The 17,584-nt window shown below is 60.9% G+C and carries 10 protein-coding genes and 4 pseudogenes; 7 read left to right on the forward strand and 7 right to left on the reverse strand.

The window, feature by feature from the left end:
- Positions 1–2,961 (reverse strand): Tn3 family transposase (locus tag OVA00_RS11035; RefSeq protein ID WP_268088882.1); only part of this gene is annotated, 2,961 nt, incomplete at its 3' end.
- A 40-nt stretch (positions 2,962–3,001) separates the two neighbouring features.
- Here OVA00_RS11035 and OVA00_RS11040 point away from each other — a divergent pair.
- The 4 genes and pseudogenes from OVA00_RS11040 to OVA00_RS11055 all read left to right on the forward strand — a co-directional run.
- Complete coding sequence (locus OVA00_RS11040) at positions 3,002–3,700, forward strand: recombinase family protein (RefSeq protein WP_268088883.1); 699 nt, start codon at positions 3,002–3,004, stop codon at positions 3,698–3,700.
- Positions 3,701–3,729: 29 nt separating this feature from the next.
- Positions 3,730–4,881 (forward strand): annotated as a pseudogene (locus OVA00_RS11045) (IS21 family transposase); the annotation flags it as partial.
- Positions 4,878–5,747 (forward strand): IS21-like element helper ATPase IstB, encoded by an 870-nt coding sequence (gene istB / locus OVA00_RS11050; protein ID WP_268088884.1) that lies wholly within the window; start codon positions 4,878–4,880, stop codon positions 5,745–5,747. The pseudogene OVA00_RS11045 and the gene istB, both read left to right, overlap by 4 nt.
- A gap of 95 nt (positions 5,748–5,842) precedes the next feature.
- Positions 5,843–6,625: pseudogene (locus OVA00_RS11055) on the forward strand (IS66 family transposase); the annotation flags it as partial.
- A 208-nt stretch (positions 6,626–6,833) separates the two neighbouring features.
- On the opposite strand, the gene OVA00_RS11060 reads toward OVA00_RS11055, so the two are convergent.
- The 3 genes and pseudogenes from OVA00_RS11060 to OVA00_RS11070 form a co-directional block, all read right to left on the reverse strand.
- A complete protein-coding gene (locus OVA00_RS11060) occupies positions 6,834–7,235 on the reverse strand; it encodes a ProQ/FINO family protein (protein ID WP_268088886.1) in 402 nt (133 codons plus the stop codon).
- Positions 7,236–7,493: 258 nt separating this feature from the next.
- Positions 7,494–9,674: a catalase/peroxidase HPI gene (gene katG / locus OVA00_RS11065; RefSeq protein ID WP_326494131.1), complete on the reverse strand. Its 2,181-nt coding sequence runs from the start codon at positions 9,672–9,674 to the stop codon at positions 7,494–7,496.
- Positions 9,675–10,727: 1,053 nt separating this feature from the next.
- Positions 10,728–11,880, reverse strand: a pseudogene (locus OVA00_RS11070) (IS110 family transposase).
- A 206-nt stretch (positions 11,881–12,086) separates the two neighbouring features.
- On the opposite strand from OVA00_RS11070, the gene OVA00_RS11075 reads away from it, so the two are divergent.
- Positions 12,087–12,533, forward strand: a complete 447-nt coding sequence (locus OVA00_RS11075) for a hypothetical protein (RefSeq protein WP_268088888.1) — start codon at positions 12,087–12,089, stop codon at positions 12,531–12,533.
- 371 nt (positions 12,534–12,904) lie between these two features.
- On the opposite strand, the gene OVA00_RS11080 is transcribed toward OVA00_RS11075, so the two are convergent.
- The 3 genes from OVA00_RS11080 to OVA00_RS11090 form a co-directional block, all read right to left on the reverse strand.
- A complete protein-coding gene (locus OVA00_RS11080) occupies positions 12,905–14,062 on the reverse strand; it encodes an IS4 family transposase (RefSeq protein WP_268088889.1) in 1,158 nt (385 codons plus the stop codon).
- Between the two features lie 99 nt (positions 14,063–14,161).
- Positions 14,162–14,908 carry a carbonic anhydrase gene (locus OVA00_RS11085; RefSeq protein ID WP_268088890.1) on the reverse strand — a complete coding sequence of 249 codons (747 nt, stop codon included), beginning with the start codon at positions 14,906–14,908 and terminating at the stop codon, positions 14,162–14,164.
- Between the two features lie 405 nt (positions 14,909–15,313).
- Complete coding sequence (locus OVA00_RS11090; RefSeq protein WP_268088749.1) at positions 15,314–15,619, reverse strand: LexA family protein; 306 nt, start codon at positions 15,617–15,619, stop codon at positions 15,314–15,316.
- A 45-nt stretch (positions 15,620–15,664) separates the two neighbouring features.
- On the opposite strand from OVA00_RS11090, the pseudogene OVA00_RS11095 reads away from it, so the two are divergent.
- Positions 15,665–16,204, forward strand: a pseudogene (locus OVA00_RS11095) (IS630 family transposase); the annotation flags it as partial.
- Positions 16,205–16,301: 97 nt separating this feature from the next.
- Entirely contained in the window at positions 16,302–17,573 is a 1,272-nt protein-coding gene (locus OVA00_RS11100) for an IS256 family transposase (protein ID WP_268088967.1), read from the forward strand.
- Positions 17,574–17,584 lie beyond the last annotated feature (11 nt).

The raw sequence follows: 17,584 nt of genomic DNA on the forward strand, positions 1-17,584 counted from the left end.
GTCGAACGGCAAGGGCTTCGGGATGAGCGGGGCTGGCCGCTCGTCCATGTCGAGCTCGTATTTGCCGAACCGGCGGATATGCTTGCGGGCGTAAGGGCTGAGGGCTGCGGCGAACTCCGGCGTGACACGATGCCCGTCTGCGGTCATTGACGAGAGTACGTCCGTCAAATCGGAGACATTGGAGAGCATGATCGCGTTGGCGACCAGGCTGGCATATTTGAGCTGCTTTTCCTGTTCGACCGGATCGCCGCTCTTGATGATTGGACCGCCGAAGGTAATCCAGTCGAGGAAATCGTTGAAGGATTCGATTTTCGTGGTCTCGGCGCGGATTGTGCGCCGAATCTCGGGATTGGCGATGTAGCGCAGCAGGAACAGCGTGCGCTCGACCCGACCGAGTTCGCGGAATGCTTGGTACAGTCGGCTTTTGCGGTTGTGCGAGCCGAGTTTGCGCAGCAACATGGAGGGCAGGACCAAACCGGCCTGGATGGAGAGGATCACCTGCATCATGTCCTGCCAATGGGTTGCGATCAGGCGCCAATCAATTTCGCGGGTGAAGAGCCTGTCGATATGCTGGTAGCGCACCGATTGGTCGGGACGGTAAAAGGCGACGTCGCCCCAGTTGCGCATGCGCGGCATCAGCATGATGCCGAGAAGGCGCGAAAGACCAAAGACAGGCTCGCTCTGGCCTTGGGTGTCGGCATGGAGGGTATCCGGTTGGACCGTGGATCGGTTCTTCATAAGCCCATCCAGGATATGGACGGCCTCCCAGACGCCGCAGGGGATGAAGGTCGTGAACAGCGCGATATAGTTGTCGGCGATATGATGGTAGGCGATGCCGCCATAGGCGCCGTAACGGATGTGTTGGGCGCCCAGCAGGTTGTTTTCGCGAAGCGGGACGTGGGTGCCATCGGCGATCGCGGCGCGTCCCGCGCCCCAGAGTTTTGGCAAGGCAAAGCGATTGTAGGCGTTGATCAGATCGGTCATCGCGGCTTCGAGCTTGGGCGTATCGATATGCTGGGCATTGAGCCGGCGCAACGTATTGGCGCTGGCGATGCCGGGTGCGTGCCGAGCGGCTTGGACCGGGCCAAGATTGCAGCCGTAGCCGAAAGTGGTGAAGACATAGCGCTGCTCCGCTCTGCCGAGCTTCGGGTCAGCCCCCGACGGCGGGCCGAAGTGGCGCGTGAAGTTGGTCCAGAAGGTGCCGTCCCTGAGAATGTCGAGCAGGTGACGCTCGCGCATGCGGGCATGGATTTCCGTTTCGAAGGCCAACAATCCCTCGGGCTGGCATTTGGCCTTGAGCTGCTTCAGGTGGGGTACGCCGTCTGCGTCAATCGTCAATTCGACGTTGGAGGGGAAGCCCGCATCGACCGCCCCCGCCGTAGCCGTCAGTTCCTGCCGCAACTGGCCGACAAGCTGTTCGCCGCTACCGGGAAGGCCGAGGGCACCGCAATAATTCGCCAGCCGCGCCTCGCAGTCCGACCAAGGCAGGAGTTGGGTCCTGTAGTCATCGAAGGTTTCGGCGCCGACGACGAAGAGGTCGCCGGCCTGTAGCGCGTCCGCCAGATGAACGAAGACGCAGACTTCGAGCGCCCGCCGGTCCAGCACGACACGGCCCTTGCGGCGCTTCATCACGAAGCTTTGCCATCGCTGCGAGGCGAATCTCAGGTCAAGCTGCCCGGCCAGTTCGTCACGGCGCGCGGTACGGTGCTCGATGACGACCGTCAGCGCATCGAGCAGGCTGCGGTCCTGTGTCGCCGGGCGAATCTCCATCAGTTCCAGCAGCCGGAACAAAAGGCTGCGGGTTTTGGCGTGGATTGGCCACAGCAGCGGCAGATCGTTGTTACGATGCCAGGCGCTGACCGTTTCGCATTGTTCCGAGAGCGCCTCGACGCCGCCCTGCTCGGCCAGGAGGGCGCGGATGCGGTGTCCCGTGTCAGTGTCGCTCTCGCCGTCCTTTGCGGTTTCCAGCACCTGTCCCAGGACCCCGATCAGTTTCTCCTCCATCTCCCGGTGCTGCTCCTGAAGCGTCTTAAGCGCTTCCTTGGCGGCCGCCTGGGTCTTTCGAATGCGGCGCAACAACATTTCGATCAGCTCGTCACGACATTGTGCTCGGACCTGTCGAAGCAAGCTCAGTATCAGGATGTGGCGCCGTCCTGGCCGGGCAATGGCGAGAACCTCGCTCACCTCCAAAGCCCGGGCTTCGGCGGCGAATTGGCGGAGCTTGGTATGGGTAATGCCGTCCAGGAGCGGATCGGGATCGATCAATCGGGTCAGCCAGTCGAGGCGCTCTGTCCACAGTTTGATCGTCTCGGGGCGCGCCGGTCCCGGCGTCTGCTTGAGGCGGTTGAAGGCCGTTGTCGCGGCATCCGGCGGAACCGTCAGCAGCCCATCCAGGCCCGCGGTAACATCCGGCGTCAGCCGCCCCGCGACCTGGTCATACATGCGTGTGTGGACCTGGGCCCGCAGATGGTTGACCAGCCGATCCAGTGTGCTGAAGGCCGGCAAATCGATCGAGGCCTTACCCAGGACTTCAATGGCTCGATTGATCAGGTCCGCCGGATCGCTCATCATTTCTACCGCCGCAAGCACGGCGGCCGAAACCAGCTGCTCGGCCGCTTCAGAATAAGGCGACACGCCGAGATGAATGCGTACCGCCGTCCGATAACGGTGGAGCATCGTCTTTTGACGGGTCTCGTCGAGCAGCGGAGATGCGGCGGCCAGGTCCAGTTGCGCCCCCAGATGGGCCACCGTATCGATGTGAACGTCGGACGGCGCTGGAAAGTAGCCAAGGTCCTGCCGGCCCTTCAGCAGTGTCGCCAGTGTCAGGCGGCCGATATCGCCGGGCGCCTTGTCACGAATAAAGAAAAGGTCGGCTTCATTCAGGTGGTAGCGGGCGTCCAATTCCTCAGCCGTCAGAGGGTCGCCTGGACGCGGGTAAGCGGTGCGGTCAATCGCGGTCATGAGGTGTCCGGAAAAGGGTCCGCCGGAGGCGTGGCGAAACATGCGTGAATTGAAGGCGTTAGGACATAGCGATTCCTTGTCCGAAAAGGAAGACATTCTAGGACGGAACCGCCATCACATCCGGCCAAAAAACCGCACGGCGCTCTATCTGCGCGTCTCCACGCCGGACCAGAAGCCGGATCTCCAATATGACGGCCTGCACGGCTACGCCGCGCGCGCCGGGCTGGAGATCGTCGGAGACTACTGTGACGTCGCGGTGTCAGGCCGCCGCGAGGGACGCCCCCGGCTCAACGCCTTGATGGCGAGTGTTCGCAACCGTGAGGTTGACTGCGTCCTGGTCTGGAAATTCGACCGTTTCGCCCGTTCCACCCGCCACCTTTTGACCGCACTCGAGGAATTCGACCACCTCGGCGTGCGCTTCATCAGCGTCCAGGATCAGATCGACACCGCAAGTCCTATGGGGCGCGCCATGTTCACAATCATTGGAGCCATGGCTGAGCTGGAATCCTCTTTGATCAGCGAGCGCGTTACCGCCGGCATGAAGGCAGCCGCCGCGCGCGGCAAGCATCTCGGCCGACCACCGCTTGCGCCTCGGCTGATTGTCGAGATCGAAACGCTTGCCGCCTCTACCAGTCTCAGCGTGCGGCAAATTCATAAGAAAATTGGCGAAAAAGCCAGTCGCGGCCGCGTCGGCGAAATCGTCAAACGCATCCGATCACCAGGAGCACCGACCTTGTGAACTTTTTACACGTACTTTCAATCTACCCCATCTTCCGCCAGAACCATCCACCCGGTCGCCAGGGCATGTCGGACTTTACCGACTGCCGGTCGCTGGGCGTGACCATTGCCGGCGTGCCACTTGACCATCGGCTGTACCACTTCGTTCTGGTTTACAGCGGCTGGGAACACGGTGAAGTCGTTCTGGGCGGCGAGAGTTTTACTGCTCTGGCCAGCGGCCTGCAGAACGCATTGTGGAGCCTGGGTGCTTGTCCGATTGAGCACCGCAGCGATTCGTTGTCGGCGGCTTTCACCAACCGTGCCGACGAGACGCAAGAGGACCTGACCCGGCGTTACGAGGCACTTTGCGCCCATTACCAGATGACGCCGACCCGCAACAACCGCGGCGTCGCCCACGAAAACGGCAGCATTGAAAGCCGCAATGGTCATTTGAAGGACAGGCTCGAACAAGCGTTGCTGTTGCGCGGCTCGTACTGACTTCGCCACGCTCGACGACTACCGCCGCTTCGTCGCCGAGCAGATCAGCAGGCATAATGCCTTGCGCCGACAGGAACTGGCCGTCGAGATGGATCATCTCAGGGCGTTACCGCAACGCAAGACCACCGATTACGATGATGCCGTCGTTGTGGTGACGTCGTCTGGCGGCTTCACCTTGCGCAGGGTCTTCTATACCGCCCCTCCACCTATATCGGCCACCGCCTGCGGGTCCGGCTCTACGACGATCGCCTGGAATGTTATCTCGCATCCAGCCATGCCTTTACCCTGCCGCGCGGACGTCCACCGTCCAGTGGCAAGAGCGGCCAACACGCACATGTCGTCGATTACCGCCATGTCATTCACAGCCTTCGCCGTAAGCCGCAAGCGCTGGCCAATCTCGTTTACCGCGACCAGTTGTTTCCCCGTGCCGCCTTTGCCCGGACCTGGCAGGCCATGAACAAGAGGCTCGATCAGCGCACCGCCTGCAAAACCATGGTCGGCCTTCTCTGGCTTGCCCATTCCTGCGCATGCGAAGCCGAACTCGCATTGGCATTGGAGATGATCCTCGACGCAAGGAAGCTGCCCGATCTGGCCGCCTTGCAATCCCGCTTCGATGTCGCCGGCAATAGCGTCCCCGACATCGAGGTCGTGCTGCCCACAGCAGCCGACTATGACCGCCTTCTCACAGCAGGAGCAATGCAATGAACACCTCATCCGTCGATGTCGCAAAACTGCCGCTCATGCTGGCGAACTTGCGGCTTCCCACCTTCGCACGCCTCTGGTCTGAACTCACTCAACGGGCCGACCGCGAAGGCTGGCTTACCGCACGGCTGTTGGCCACGCTTTGCGAATTGGAGATGGCCGAGCGCGTGCAACGGCGCATCCAGCGTCATCTCGCCGAGGCCCGGCTACCAGCCGGAAAAACCCTCGACAGCTTCGACTTCGCAGCCGTTCCCATGATCTCAAAGGCTCATGTCATGGCGCTGGCAGCAGGCGATGCCTGGCTCGCCAAAGGCGGCACGATCCTTATGTTTGGACCGCCAGGATCAGGCAAGACCCACTTGAGTGCGGCCCTCGGTGCTGCTCTCGTCGAAAAAGGCTTGCGGGTTTTGTTCACGAGAACCATCGATCTCGTTCAAAAACTCCAGACGGCCCGGCAGGAACTCGCATTGACAGCCGCCATCGACAAGCTCGACAAATTCGATCTGCTCATCCTTGATGACCTGTCCTACGTTCACAAGGACCAAGCCGAGACCAGTGTGCTGTTCGAGCTCATTGCCGCCAGGTACGAACGGCGATCCATCATGATTACAGCAAACCGGCCATTTGGAGCCTGGGATAGCCTCTTTCCCGACAAAGCCATGACCATCGCCGCCATCGACAGGCTCGTGCACCATGCAACCATCTTCGAGATGAATGTCGAAAGCTTCCGACGCCGAACAGCCACAGAGCAACGGCACTCAGCGACAGTGGCCACCAGCGCCAGCGACATCGATCAAACAAATGAAAGCCAACACAGCATCAACAGACCGATGTCGCTCCACGACATCGATCAGCGACATCGCTCTTGATCAAAAGAAACGGATCAGTCACTACCTAAATGTGGCCGTAGAATCAGTCACCAGCGATGTCGCTCGCTATGTCATCTGCGATGTCGCGCTATAATGTCCTCAACGACGCCGCCTTCGACTATCTCGATCGCCGTCGCGTCGAGCCGGCGCTGGTCGCCAAAATCCGCAGCCATGAACCAAAACATTTCTGCAACCAGGTGCCGTTCCTCGAGCATTTGGCTGCCAGGGGGATCGACATCTTCGACCGGCAGGCGGTGCGTGTGCTGGCGGAAGCCGGCATCTGGGGATCGATCCGCCATCATGGTCTCATCGGTGATACCGTCATCGTCTCCGACGACGCCGGCCAGTTTCGGGTCGGCAACCATGCGCTCTGTTGGGTGCATGCGGAGCGGCTGCTGCAAAAGCTAATGCCGACAACGCCGCGGCAGGTGCGTCTGGTCGAGACGGTGCGCGATCTCGTGTGGCAGTTCTACCGGGCGCTGAAGAGCGTCAAACGGAAGCCGCCGCCTGGGCTCGCTGCCGCGTTCCACAAACGCTTCGACCGCATCTTCTCGCTCAGTACCGGTTACGAGGATCTCGACAAGCTTTTGGCGCGCCTGTTTCGCCGCAAGGACGAACTGCTCAAGGCGCTGGAACGACCGGGAACGCCGCTCCACACCAATGCGTCGGAGAACGATCTGCGCAGCTTCGTCACCAAGCGCAAGGTCTCCGGTGGCACGATGAGCCGAGAGGGCCGCGTGGCGCGCGACACCATGCTCGGGCTGATGAAAACCTGCCGGAAGCTCGGCCTGTCGTTCTGGCACTATCTCGGCGACCGCCTGCAACTCGACGGTCCGCCCATCCCGCCGCTGGCCACTCTGGTCGCGGCTAAGGCTTGAACACGCCTCTCCACTTTACAAACGGCCCTGGCTAGAAGAACTGCCTTGGTTCAGCGTCGATGCCACCGACATGTGTGCACGACGCCGCAAGACTGCTCCCTCCTCGACCCAATGCCCGCCGTGCTTCCGCGACTCAACCCGTCTGTGCTAGGCTGCGCATATAGAGCTTTTGCCTATCTCATCAGCACCGCCACAAAATCTGCCCCGGTTACGGCGTCTTGCGGGTGCTGCCTGTTCGCAGCCTCGCGTGAATGATCTGAGCGGACAATCTGTCGTTGTCCGATACCGTCTCGACCGGCAATCCATTGATGTCGTAGCGGACCGACCCCGGCTGCGCCATCGCAAGCTGATAGCCACGCGAGTACACATAACATCCGGTAGCCTTGCGCAAAGTCGAAACGCTTAGTTCCGGTTTCAGAAGGCAGCGGATCTCCTTCCAAAGCCCAAGGGCGAAGGGCTGGATTGGGTCGCCGACATTTGCGGGCAAGACTGCGATGCGCCGCGTCAGAAGTTCATTGATCGCCGCGCCGCGCGACACGTCCTTTTCGCGAGCCAAAACCTGGCCTGAGCTGCCTTTGAAGGCTCTTGTTGGGGACGGTCTGTCACGCATGGCGGTTGGTTTCTGCTCATCTCTCGCATGTAACCGTGGTTGACTTTCGAAGCGACTATCCATTCGCGGGTTCGCTACCGTATTTCCCATTTTTGTCGCAGGCCTTCCTCACTCAACGACGGGCGAAGCGAGACGCTTCCCCCAACGTGTCTCAAGGATTACCCACAGGGACCCCGCTAGCAATGGGCATCTCAAAGGACTGAGAGACGAGGGTGCCCTCGTGTGCCCTCGTCTCTCGCTTCGATCAAGGCGCGGCGGTTAGCGACGGTCGAGATCCATCACCTTGGTCCAGGCCTCGACGAAATCCATCACAAATTGCTGACGGGCATCATCGGACGCATAGGCTTCGGATACGGCGCGCAGCTCAGAGTTCGAGCCAAACACCAGATCAATTGGCGTGGCCTTCCACTTGAGTTGGCCGCTCGTGCGATCCTTCCCTTCATAGAGGCCGGCATCCGCCGCTGATTTCGACCATTGCGTGTCCATCGACAAAAGGTTGACGAAGAAGTCGTTGGTAAGCTGGCCGGGACGTGCGGTTAACACACCGTTGGCCGAGCCGCCCTGATTGGCGTTGAGGGCGCGCATACCGCCCACCAGCACGGTCATTTCCGGCACGGTGAGGGTGAGCATGTTGGCCTTGTCCACCAGAGCCTCTGCTGGGGGCAAGCGGTTATCCAACGCGTAGTAGTTTCGGAAACCGTCAGCCTTGGGTTCCAGCACCGCCAAGGTGGTCACGTCGGTCTGATCCTGCGAAGCATCGACCCGGCCCGGTGCGAATGGTACAGCCACGTCATAGCCTGCTGCCCGCGCGGCTTGCTCGACAGCGACATTGCCGCCCAGCACAATCAGGTCGGCAATCGACACCTGTTTCCCGTCCTTGCGTCCCTTGCCGAAGTCGGCCTGGATGCGGGTGTAGGCCCCCAGAACCGTTTTCAGCTCCGCTGGGTCATTCACCGTCCAATCGCGCGCCGGGGCGAGCCGGATGCGCGCGCCATTTGCGCCGCCGCGCATGTCCGTGCCCCGAAATGTCGAAGCGGATGCCCATGCAGTACGGACCAATTGCGGCGTGGTCAGTCCCGCCGCCAGTATCTTCGCCTTGAGCTGGGACACGTCCTGCGCGTCGATGGTTGTATAGGTCGCTGTCGGGAGTGGGTCTTGCCAGGAGAAAGCCTCCTTCGGCACGTCTTTACCGAGATAGCGCGAGCGCGGCCCCATATCGCGATGAGTCAACTTGAACCAGGCGCGGGCGAAGGCTTCAGCGAAGGCGTCCGGATCCTTGTGAAACCGTTGGGTGATAGCTCCAAAGCCTGGATCCATCTTGAGCGCAAGATCTGTGGTGAACATGATCGGCGCATGGCTCACATCTTGACGGTGAGCGTCGGGCACGAGCTTTTCCGCGTTCGGGTCGCTCGGCACCCACTGAATCGCGCCTGCGGGGCTGCGCGTTTGAACCCAATCGAAGGCATAAAGATTGTCAAGATACTGCGTCGTCCATGCGATCGGATTGGCTGACCATGCACCTTCAAGGCCGCTCGTGATTGTATCTTCGGCATTACCCTTGCCGCATTTGTTTTCCCAGCCTAGACCCTGCTGCTCCACACCGGAAGCGGACGGATCGGCCCCACGGCATTCTTCGGGCCTATGGGCGCCGTGGGCCTTGCCAAAGGTGTGACCGCCTGCGATCAGCGCGACCGTTTCATCATCACTCATCGCCATTCGGCCGAACGCTTCACGGATGTCATGTGCAGCGGCGAGTGGGTCGGGGTTGCCGTTGGGACCTTCGGGATTGACGTAGATTAGGCCCATCTGTGTGGCGGCGAGGGGGCCTTGCAGCCTTCGCTGGCCGTCGAAGCGGCCCTCGTCCGCATCCAGCAGTTTGGATTCCGGCCCCCAGAAAACAAGATCGGGCTCCCAGCTATCGATGCGGCCGCCGGCAAAACCGATGGTGGTGAAGCCCATATTTTCGAGCGCGACGTTGCCGGCGAGGACCATGAGGTCGCCCCAAGAGATTTTTCGGCCATATTTCTGTTTGATCGGCCAGAGCAGTCGACGAGCCTTGTCGAGACTCACATTGTCGGGCCATGAGTTCAGCGGCTCGAACCGCTGCTCGCCGCCGCCGCTGCCGCCACGCCCGTCGATCGTGCGATAAGTGCCCGCGCTATGCCAGGCCATCCGAATGAAGAACGGGCCGTAATTGCCATAGTCAGCAGGCCACCAAGGTTGCGAGGTAGTGAGTGCAGTGTTGATGTCGCGCTTTACGGCCGCGAGATCGAGCGAGGCAAATTCCTTCGCATAGTCGAAATCCGGGCCATAGGGATTGGACTGCGGCGCATGTTGGCGCAGTGGTGAGAGATCGAGCAGGTTCGGCCACCAATCGCGGTTCGCAATCGGCGTCGCGGTCTGCGCGGCGCTTGGTTTCGCCATGGCGGCCGAAGACATGGCGACGGCCGCCAATGCTATCAGTGATACTGCAGTGAAACGCATGTTCCCCCCAGTTGGGCTGTTAACGAAATGAAAAATTGGTCATCCCCACGTCCCATGGGCCTGGGGAGGTGATTAGATCGACGACGCGTCCATCCTTGGACTGCTCGTGCCATGGAGGGGTTATTCAGCCGGTCTAATCTGAATGCCCCCTAGCCGCACCCGATCTCCGAAAGATGAGGCTAATCTCTGCTACCATAGATTTTACCTAATAGCTGAATAAGGCGCAGGTTGCTGGAGGGTGGCGATCAGGGGTGCGATCGCACCGCGACAGGGACCGGCTGTAGATGTTGTATGTGGGCCATAGCACCTCGGCAACCTCGATGGCAGCCGCATGTTAGAATGAGATCATCGACGTGGCCCTGCTGCGAGTGAGCCAATTCCCGGCGAGGCCGGCAAAGCGCCTAGGTGACGCGTGCTGACGCAGAGGCAGTTCGGGTATTCCTGTACGGCGGGACAGGCAGGTGACGGTCGCAGAAGTGGCACCTTCACGGATGTGGCAGCTATTCACCGCTCGGGCGAAAGGCGGCAAATACGCTGCCAGGCGTCAGAGCACTTTGCGGGTTGGGGTGCACAAGGTCGAGGCATTGGTTTCTCGGGCAAGCATGGAATCAACGCGATCTCAAACCATCCGTTGCATTCCATGTCGGTGGAGCAGCTTGTCTCACGGTCGCCATCAGCAGAGACAAAGTGGCTTGGTCGCCGTGCTCACGATCCTCTTTACATGAGGGTTCAACTGTCAACGTGATTATCGCATTTGTTTCTCCGGTCGAGGATGGTCCTGCTTCGGTACGGTTAGGGTCCGGGGCTTCTGTGTCTCGCAGCTACAACTGCGTCACCTTACATACGGTCGGGCCACAACAATGGCGCGCACCAGAATGCCTCTTGCACGAGGCGTAGCCCCGGCGAGACGCGACCCACCTGAAACGCGGCAGCTATACGCTGCCAAAGAGGAAGACGGTCGCACTCCCCGTATCGCAGCCGACCAGGTCAGCGGCGAATCCTGGTTGTCTATGCTGCGGCTGCGGCCTCCGCACGGATATCGACGCCTGCCGGCACCACCCCGTCTTCGGCATAGCGCCAGAGTGCAAATCAGCAACTTTCGCGCCATTGCTACGATTGCGATCCGCCGTGTACGTCCGGTCAGCGTACCGACGCGATCACGAAACCACTTGGCCAGATCGCTACCTGGCTGGTAGCGAAGCCAGAGCCACGCAAGCTGAATCATTGTCGTTCTTGCGCGAGGGTTCCCGGCCCGACTGATCTGCCGATCCCTGTCCATGCCGCCGCTTTGGTAAGGCATCGGCGTGATGCCGACGTAGCTTGCCAGTTGCCTCCGGTTTTCGAATGAGCGGTAGAATACCTCGCGCGTGAGAACTGCCGCGAAGTTCGCGCCGACGCCGCGGATAAGACACAGGCTTGCAATCTTTTCGCAGGCCTGGTCTTTTGGATCGGCGTTGGTCGCCTCGTCACGTTCGGCTTCCACCTCCCGGATCAATTCCAAGGTCATGACGAGCCGTCGACGCAGGCGGTCCAGTTCAGCCCGAAGATGGTTCGGCAACTCACGGCCATCGCCGGTCCGGACAGAAGCAAGATCACGCTCCCAGAAGCGCAGAGAAGGCCTCTTGTGGATCCCCTGCGTGAACAGCAATGCCTGGATGCGGTTCTCGATGCGCAGCCGCTCTTGCACCAGGTGCTGGCGCTTGCGGTGAATACGTTTGGCGTCCTCCTCGTCGGGTGTCGGCACACGCACCATGCTGCAAACCTGTCGGTCTCCTTGAAGGTAGGCCGCCAACACGCGCAGCATACCTTCCGCATCCAGCCGGTCGGTCTTCGCCCGACGGGCTCGCCGATTGACGAGAATGCTGGTCGGCTCGAGCACATGGTTGGCGATGCCGTATGCGGTCAGTAGCCGGTGCAGCCAGAAGCCGTCACGCCCTGCCTCAAAGCAGCCGACTAACCCGGCCACTGCACCTGTCTTGGGCAAGACACGGGTTTGCAGCGCTGAGAGATACGATAGGAGAGCGGCGGTGTCGCCGGCGTCGATCTTGTTAAGCCGCGCCTTTTCCACCCCCGGTAAGCGGGCGGCAACGAGCCACGTTGAACGGCTGAGTTCGATCGCGATGTAGATTGTGTTCTCAAGGTCAATTTTGTTCGAGGACATGATGGCTTCCTTCGCGTGAGGTCGGACATCCGCCACTCTCGACGATCTCCGCTCTCATAGCATCTGGAACCTGTAGCCTGTTGGCTTTGCAAGCAGTTGCCGCCGAGATTTCTTTCGCAGTTCCGGTTTTTAGCGTGCGTTGACAAACAACTAGGGCAATCAGATAGTCGCCACCGAGGGGCAACTTCCAACAGGAGACGCAATAGATGATTCGCACGGTGCTTATCTCATCCTTCGCTCTGTTTGCTACTGCAGCGCTCACTTCTCCAGCATCTGCTCTTTCAATGAAGGAATGCAGCGTTAAATACCAGGCCGCCAAGGCTGACGGCTCGGCAAACGGCATGAAATGGAATGATTTCCGCGCTAAGAACTGCGGCTCCGACGCTGCTGCGGAAGATGCGGCAGATGAAAACGACATCGCCGCCACCCCGGACAAGGAGCCGGCGAAGTCCACGAAGAAAGCCTCTAAAAGTGTTGTCTTCCCGAAGGCCGTTGACAAGAAGTACTCAAGCGAAACCCCCGGCAAAGCCCGTCTTCATACCTGCGTCGATAGCTACAGGGCGAACAAGGACAACGGCACCCTCGGAGATCTGAAATGGATTCAGAAAGGTGGCGGTTATTGGAGCCTGTGCAATACCGCTCTGAAGAGCTGACAAGTCGCAAATAGATGCACAGTTGAGCGGCTGCCGATGAAAATGTGGCGGTCGCTTTTCGTAATTGTTTTGAGCCATGCGTCTATGAGGATAGCTGCCGCCCGCTATTGGTTGATCCGACAAGACTACGTTACACCTTGCTGGACTAGTCTCACGCATATGCGTCCATAAAACCGCGTTGGTTGAAGGGAGGGCAGCAGCCGCATATGCGCTAACTTAAGGGCTGGTGAGGCTTTCTGGCGGCGTTTGCCTGACTTTCCCGACGTCGCGGGGGATCGCAGATATGGCGCATGACGGTGGCAAATCGCTTCGAGATTTTCTTCATCGTGCGCACCGTCAATATTACGGACAGGATCGTATGCTTCAGGAGGCTATGCAACCTCGACAACGACAATGACCTGAGCGCCTGAGATGTCGTCTTCACAGGGGGGAGAGTCGACAGCGTCGGTGACGGCCTCGTCGATCAACAGCGCTACGATTAGATGCGCCATGAGCCAGCTTCGTGCGAGACGCTCGTCCCTGGCTGGCAGTTTGTGGATGCCCAAGCCGCTCTTTAAGCGTTTGAAGGCAATCTCTACCTGCCAGCGCAGCCGATAGGTATCGAGAACATCCTTGGCGGTCATCTCGCCGGCCGATATCGACGTCAGCAGAAGCAGAAACCCTGACGTAGCAACCGTCAATGGATGCATTGCTTTGCCATCTGCGCGTTTTTGATGTCGGCGGCGGGCGGACTTTTCTGCGCGAGCCGTCGCTTCCTCGTCTTTCCGCCGGACAATGAGCCGGGCATGAAACAGCGGTTTGCCGCGGTGTTTGCAGCCGGGGCCGGAATATTCGACCCGCACCTCTTGTTCGCAAACGTCACCGGGCATCATCGTGCTGTAAATTGTATTCCAGTCAATCAGCCGGCCATCAAGCGACGTGAGCCTGACATTGGACCAGGCCATACGCACGATGAAGTCCGCCCCGGCGGACACGACTTTATGGAGCGCCGGAGCGCGAGCATAGGCGCGATCGCCAAGAACGATGTCGCCCGGATCGATCGGCACGCGTGAAAAGCTTTCGCCACCGTGAACATCAGTGAATTCCAGATGCGTGAAGCGGGCGAGAGCGGGCTCATATGTCGCATGAAGCCGGAAATCCGTGCCAGTGCTGCCGGGCTGCGAGATGGAACTACCATCAACAATACGTAGGCGGCGCGCAGCTGTGGTGCGTGCCGCGTCTGAAGCATTGCGGAGCAGCGCTCCGGCGATGTCCCCCAGCCAATCGACCGATCCGCGCAGTCGCTTCAAAAGAGCAACGTCGGAAATCGCCGCCACATCATTCAGACCAGCCCAGGCGGCGGCTGAACGCAAGCTCATGCCGCCGGGCCCGTAAGCCAATGCCAGCCGCAGCAAGGTCGCGGCGTCACCAACACCACGTCGCCGCACAAGCGCACCCGAAGTACGCGCGGTCGCGCCGAGATCAATGACACGCTCCAGCTTCGACAGCAGCCTGGACCAATCGGGATCGATGGAATCAGTTGTTCGCATCTACCTTATGAATCACAGACAGATTCAGGTCGTCCAGCCCTTAAGTTAGCGCATATGGGCAGCAGCCGTCACTCGATGCGACGGCAGCTGAAAGTCCTGTCAGTGAGAGCTGAGAATATAGCGGTTACCGGCGACGACGGGCCGCGCGTTCCTTGCATAGAGTGCGGTGAACCTTTTGATGTCGGCGGCGTCGACCTCGACCGGTTCCATTGCGACCATCCAGTCGACGATCTCACTGCAAGGCGGGGTGGTGAGCGACCCTTTGTAGGCCCAATAATGGAGTGAGGCGGGCAGAAGGCCAGCCGGATCGACGGCGTCGAGTGCGACCTTCTCGCCGGCCTTCTGCGGGAACCTCGCCGCGAGGTTGGCGAAGGTCGGGTTTGCCGCGCCGGCCGTCAGAAAAACGCTGAGCACGCCAAGCGCGCTCGTTCCGGTTTGCCCATGGACGAAATGCACTTCCATCGGAAAGTCCTTGCCTTCGACCAGATGTTCGCTCGGGGCGTGGAAGTGGTATTGTAGCAGATCGTAGGATCTGTCGCCGCGCTTCAGCGTGCCTCCGGCTGCCTTCACCTGGATCGTATGGCCATTGTTGAGCAGCGTGCCGCCGCTCTTCCAGTTGATCGCAAGGGCAGGGATGTTGGCTTTGATCGGGTCGGTGATGTCGATCGGTGACTGTTGCGAGCCGGCCGAACAGGCCCTGTCTTCTTGGGCGAGCGATCCCCAATGCTTGGGCCCCGCGTCGCTGTCGTAGCTCCAGGGCACAGCTTCGGCGGCGTAGGCCGCCTTGACACAGAGTGGGCAAGCGGCCAGCAACGCCAGGCCCTGAAGGAAATCACGCCTTTCCATATGGCCCCCCCTTCGAAACGTCTCGGGTAAATGCCGCAATACCGTTCCGCTCTGGCAAGGTCGCTTTCCCGCAGCGGGATCTCACAACCCGCTGCGCTTGTCTGATGGCAGCGGCATGGCGGTTCATAACCGTCGCACCAAGGTAGATGCGGGGTCATTCGGCCGGCTCCAGTCCAGGGGAAACTGGCCGGTGCCACCTGAATGCCCCCTGACCGCCCCTGCTGCGCCCGCGGGGCGACCGAAACCCTTGTGCGAGAGATATCAGCTAATAGGCGAAGAAGGCGATGCGCCGACGTCGCGTCGTAGCCGGTCGATCTCCCGCGTGCCGCTTGCCGTTTCTGAATAGGCCTGTATAGGGCTCTCAATGAGAAGCCCCTAAACTGCGGGAACAAAGCGCGTCAGGGACTAGTACCTCTGCACAGAGGATTTGACGAGTTGGTTGGGTTGCAGCGTGGGTAGGCAGTTGTTGCTGACGAGCAGTTCGATGCTGCGGGCGACGCCGGGTTTCCTTCGGATTAATCCGGCCCGCTCGAGGGAGAGCACCATTTGGTGGACGGATGGTGGGGTGACGCCGAAATAGCGTTGCAGGTCACGCTCGGCCGGCGGCCGTTCGTTGATTTGGCTATAGGCCCAGATGAAGGCGAGGTACTGGCCCTGCTTTTCGGTGAAGTGGGGTGGCGCTGCCGGCTGCCCGTCAAGTAATTGATTCATTTTTCGATTCATCCGGAACCTCCGCAATTGAAGGAGGCTTTCCGGATGAATGTACGCCATCGTGTCGACCTCGACCAACCCGAACGCGACGAACTCTTGAGCATGCTGCGCGGCGGCAAGCACCCGGCGCGCAAGCTCAAGCGGGCGCAGATCCTGCTCGCCGCCGAGGCGGGGCTCAGCGACGAGACCATCGCCGCAACGGTGGCGGTCGGCGGTTCCACAGTCTACCGCACCAAGCGTCGCTTCGTGGAGATGGGCCTGGAGGCGGCGCTTGGCGAGGAGCCGCGCCCGGGCGCGCAACGCAAGCTGACCGGCAAGGAGGAAGCCCTGCTGGTGGCCACCGCCTGCTCCAGCCCGCCGCCGGGCTGCGCCCGCTGGACGCTGGAGCTGCTGGCCGACGCGTTCGTCAAGCTGACCGAGCACGAACAGCTGTCGCGCGAGACGGTGCGCCGGCGCCTGGCCGAGAATGATGTCAAGCCATGGCGCAAGGACATGTGGTGCATTCCCAAGATCGATGCCGAGTATGTCGCGCGCATGGAGGATGTGCTCGACCTCTATGCCGAAGCGTCCGACCCGCAGCGGCCGGGAGCTATGACGGAAACTGGGTGATGACGGTTTGAGGAGGGCGGCGTATCGAGGCGGGTGACAAGCCTGCCAGAACCTCATGAAAGAGCGATACGCCATGAAGACAGATAGCACTGTTGTTTCCTTTCCGCATCCCGAGACGCTCGATGATCCCCTGACATCGGTTCTACGCGAAGGCGCGCGCCGGCTTCTGGCACAGGCCGTGGAGGCGGAAGCCGAGGCGTTTCTTGCGGCCATGGCCAGCGAACGCCTGAGCGATGGGCGGGACCGGGTGGTGCGGCACGGCCATGGGCCTGAAAGAACGATCCAGACGGGGATCGGTCCGGTTGCGGTGCGCCGCGTCAAGCTGCGCGACCGGGCTTTGGAGACTTGCGGCGAGGATCGCATCACCTTCACGTCGGCGATCCTGCCGAAGTGGGCACGACGCACGAAGAGCCTCGACGCCCTGCTGCCGGTCCTTTACCTGCGCGGCATCTCGACCGGCGATTTCCAGGAGGCGCTTGCCGCGCTGCTCGGCAAGGACGCACCGAACCTGTCCCCCTCGGTGATTGGCCGGCTGAAGGAGGAGTGGCAGGCCGACTATGATCGCTGGCAACGCCGCGACCTGTCAGCCCGCCGCTACGTCTACATCTGGGCCGACGGGGTCTATCTTCAGGCACGCATGGAGGACGATGCCGCTTGCATGCTGGTCGTCATCGGCGCGACGCCGGAAGGCAAGAAGGAACTTGTCGGCTTTCAAGTCGGCGTGCGCGAAAGCACCCAGAGCTGGCGCGAGCTGCTCGTCGGGCTGAAGGCCCGCGGGCTTTCGATTGCGCCAGAAATTGCCGTGGGCGACGGCGCGCTCGGCTTCTGGAAGGCGCTGGAGGAGATATTCCCTTCGACCCGCCATCAACGGTGCTGCCAACACAAGCTCCTCAACATCCTCAACAAGGTGCCGAAGTCGGTGCAGCCGAACATGAAGGCCGATCTCAGGGAGGTCCGCGATGCCCCGGATCGGGCAACCGCCGAGGTCGCGATCGCCGTCTTCGTCGACAAATACAAGGCCAAATATCCCAAGGCCGTCAACTGCCTGACGAAGGACCACGAGGCATTGCTGACCGTCTTCGACTTCCCGGCCGAACACTGGGACCATCTGCGCACCTCGAACCCGATCGAAAGCGTCTTCGCCACCGTCAGGCACCGCACGGTGCGAACCAAGGGAGGTCTGTCCCACAACACAGCACGGCTCATGGTCTTCAAGCTCGTCATGAGCGCCGCCAAAACCTGGCGCCGGCTGAAGGGCGAAAATCAGTTGCCAAAGGTCATCGCCCGCGTCAAATTTACCGACGGTGTCGCCGACTCGACGACCCCAGACCATCGCGCCGCCTGATCGCCCTCGTC

The sequence above is a fragment of the Ensifer sp. SL37 genome (assembly GCF_026672675.1).
GTDB lineage: Bacteria > Pseudomonadota > Alphaproteobacteria > Rhizobiales > Rhizobiaceae > Ensifer > Ensifer adhaerens.

Excerpts from the sequence above, each read along its gene's own strand:
- OVA00_RS11040 (WP_268088883.1), top strand. The coding sequence starts at position 3,002 with ATGCGTGAATTGAAGGCGTTAGGACATAGCGATTCCTTGTCCGAAAAG.
- istB (WP_268088884.1), top strand. The coding sequence starts at position 4,878 with ATGAACACCTCATCCGTCGATGTCGCAAAACTGCCGCTCATGCTGGCG.
- OVA00_RS11060 (WP_268088886.1), bottom strand. The coding sequence starts at position 7,235 with ATGCGTGACAGACCGTCCCCAACAAGAGCCTTCAAAGGCAGCTCAGGC.
- katG (WP_326494131.1), bottom strand. The coding sequence starts at position 9,674 with ATGTCTTCGGCCGCCATGGCGAAACCAAGCGCCGCGCAGACCGCGACG.
- OVA00_RS11075 (WP_268088888.1), top strand. The coding sequence starts at position 12,087 with ATGATTCGCACGGTGCTTATCTCATCCTTCGCTCTGTTTGCTACTGCA.
- OVA00_RS11080 (WP_268088889.1), bottom strand. The coding sequence starts at position 14,062 with ATGCGAACAACTGATTCCATCGATCCCGATTGGTCCAGGCTGCTGTCG.
- OVA00_RS11085 (WP_268088890.1), bottom strand. The coding sequence starts at position 14,908 with ATGGAAAGGCGTGATTTCCTTCAGGGCCTGGCGTTGCTGGCCGCTTGC.
- OVA00_RS11090 (WP_268088749.1), bottom strand. The coding sequence starts at position 15,619 with ATGAATCAATTACTTGACGGGCAGCCGGCAGCGCCACCCCACTTCACC.
- OVA00_RS11100 (WP_268088967.1), top strand. The coding sequence starts at position 16,302 with ATGAAGACAGATAGCACTGTTGTTTCCTTTCCGCATCCCGAGACGCTC.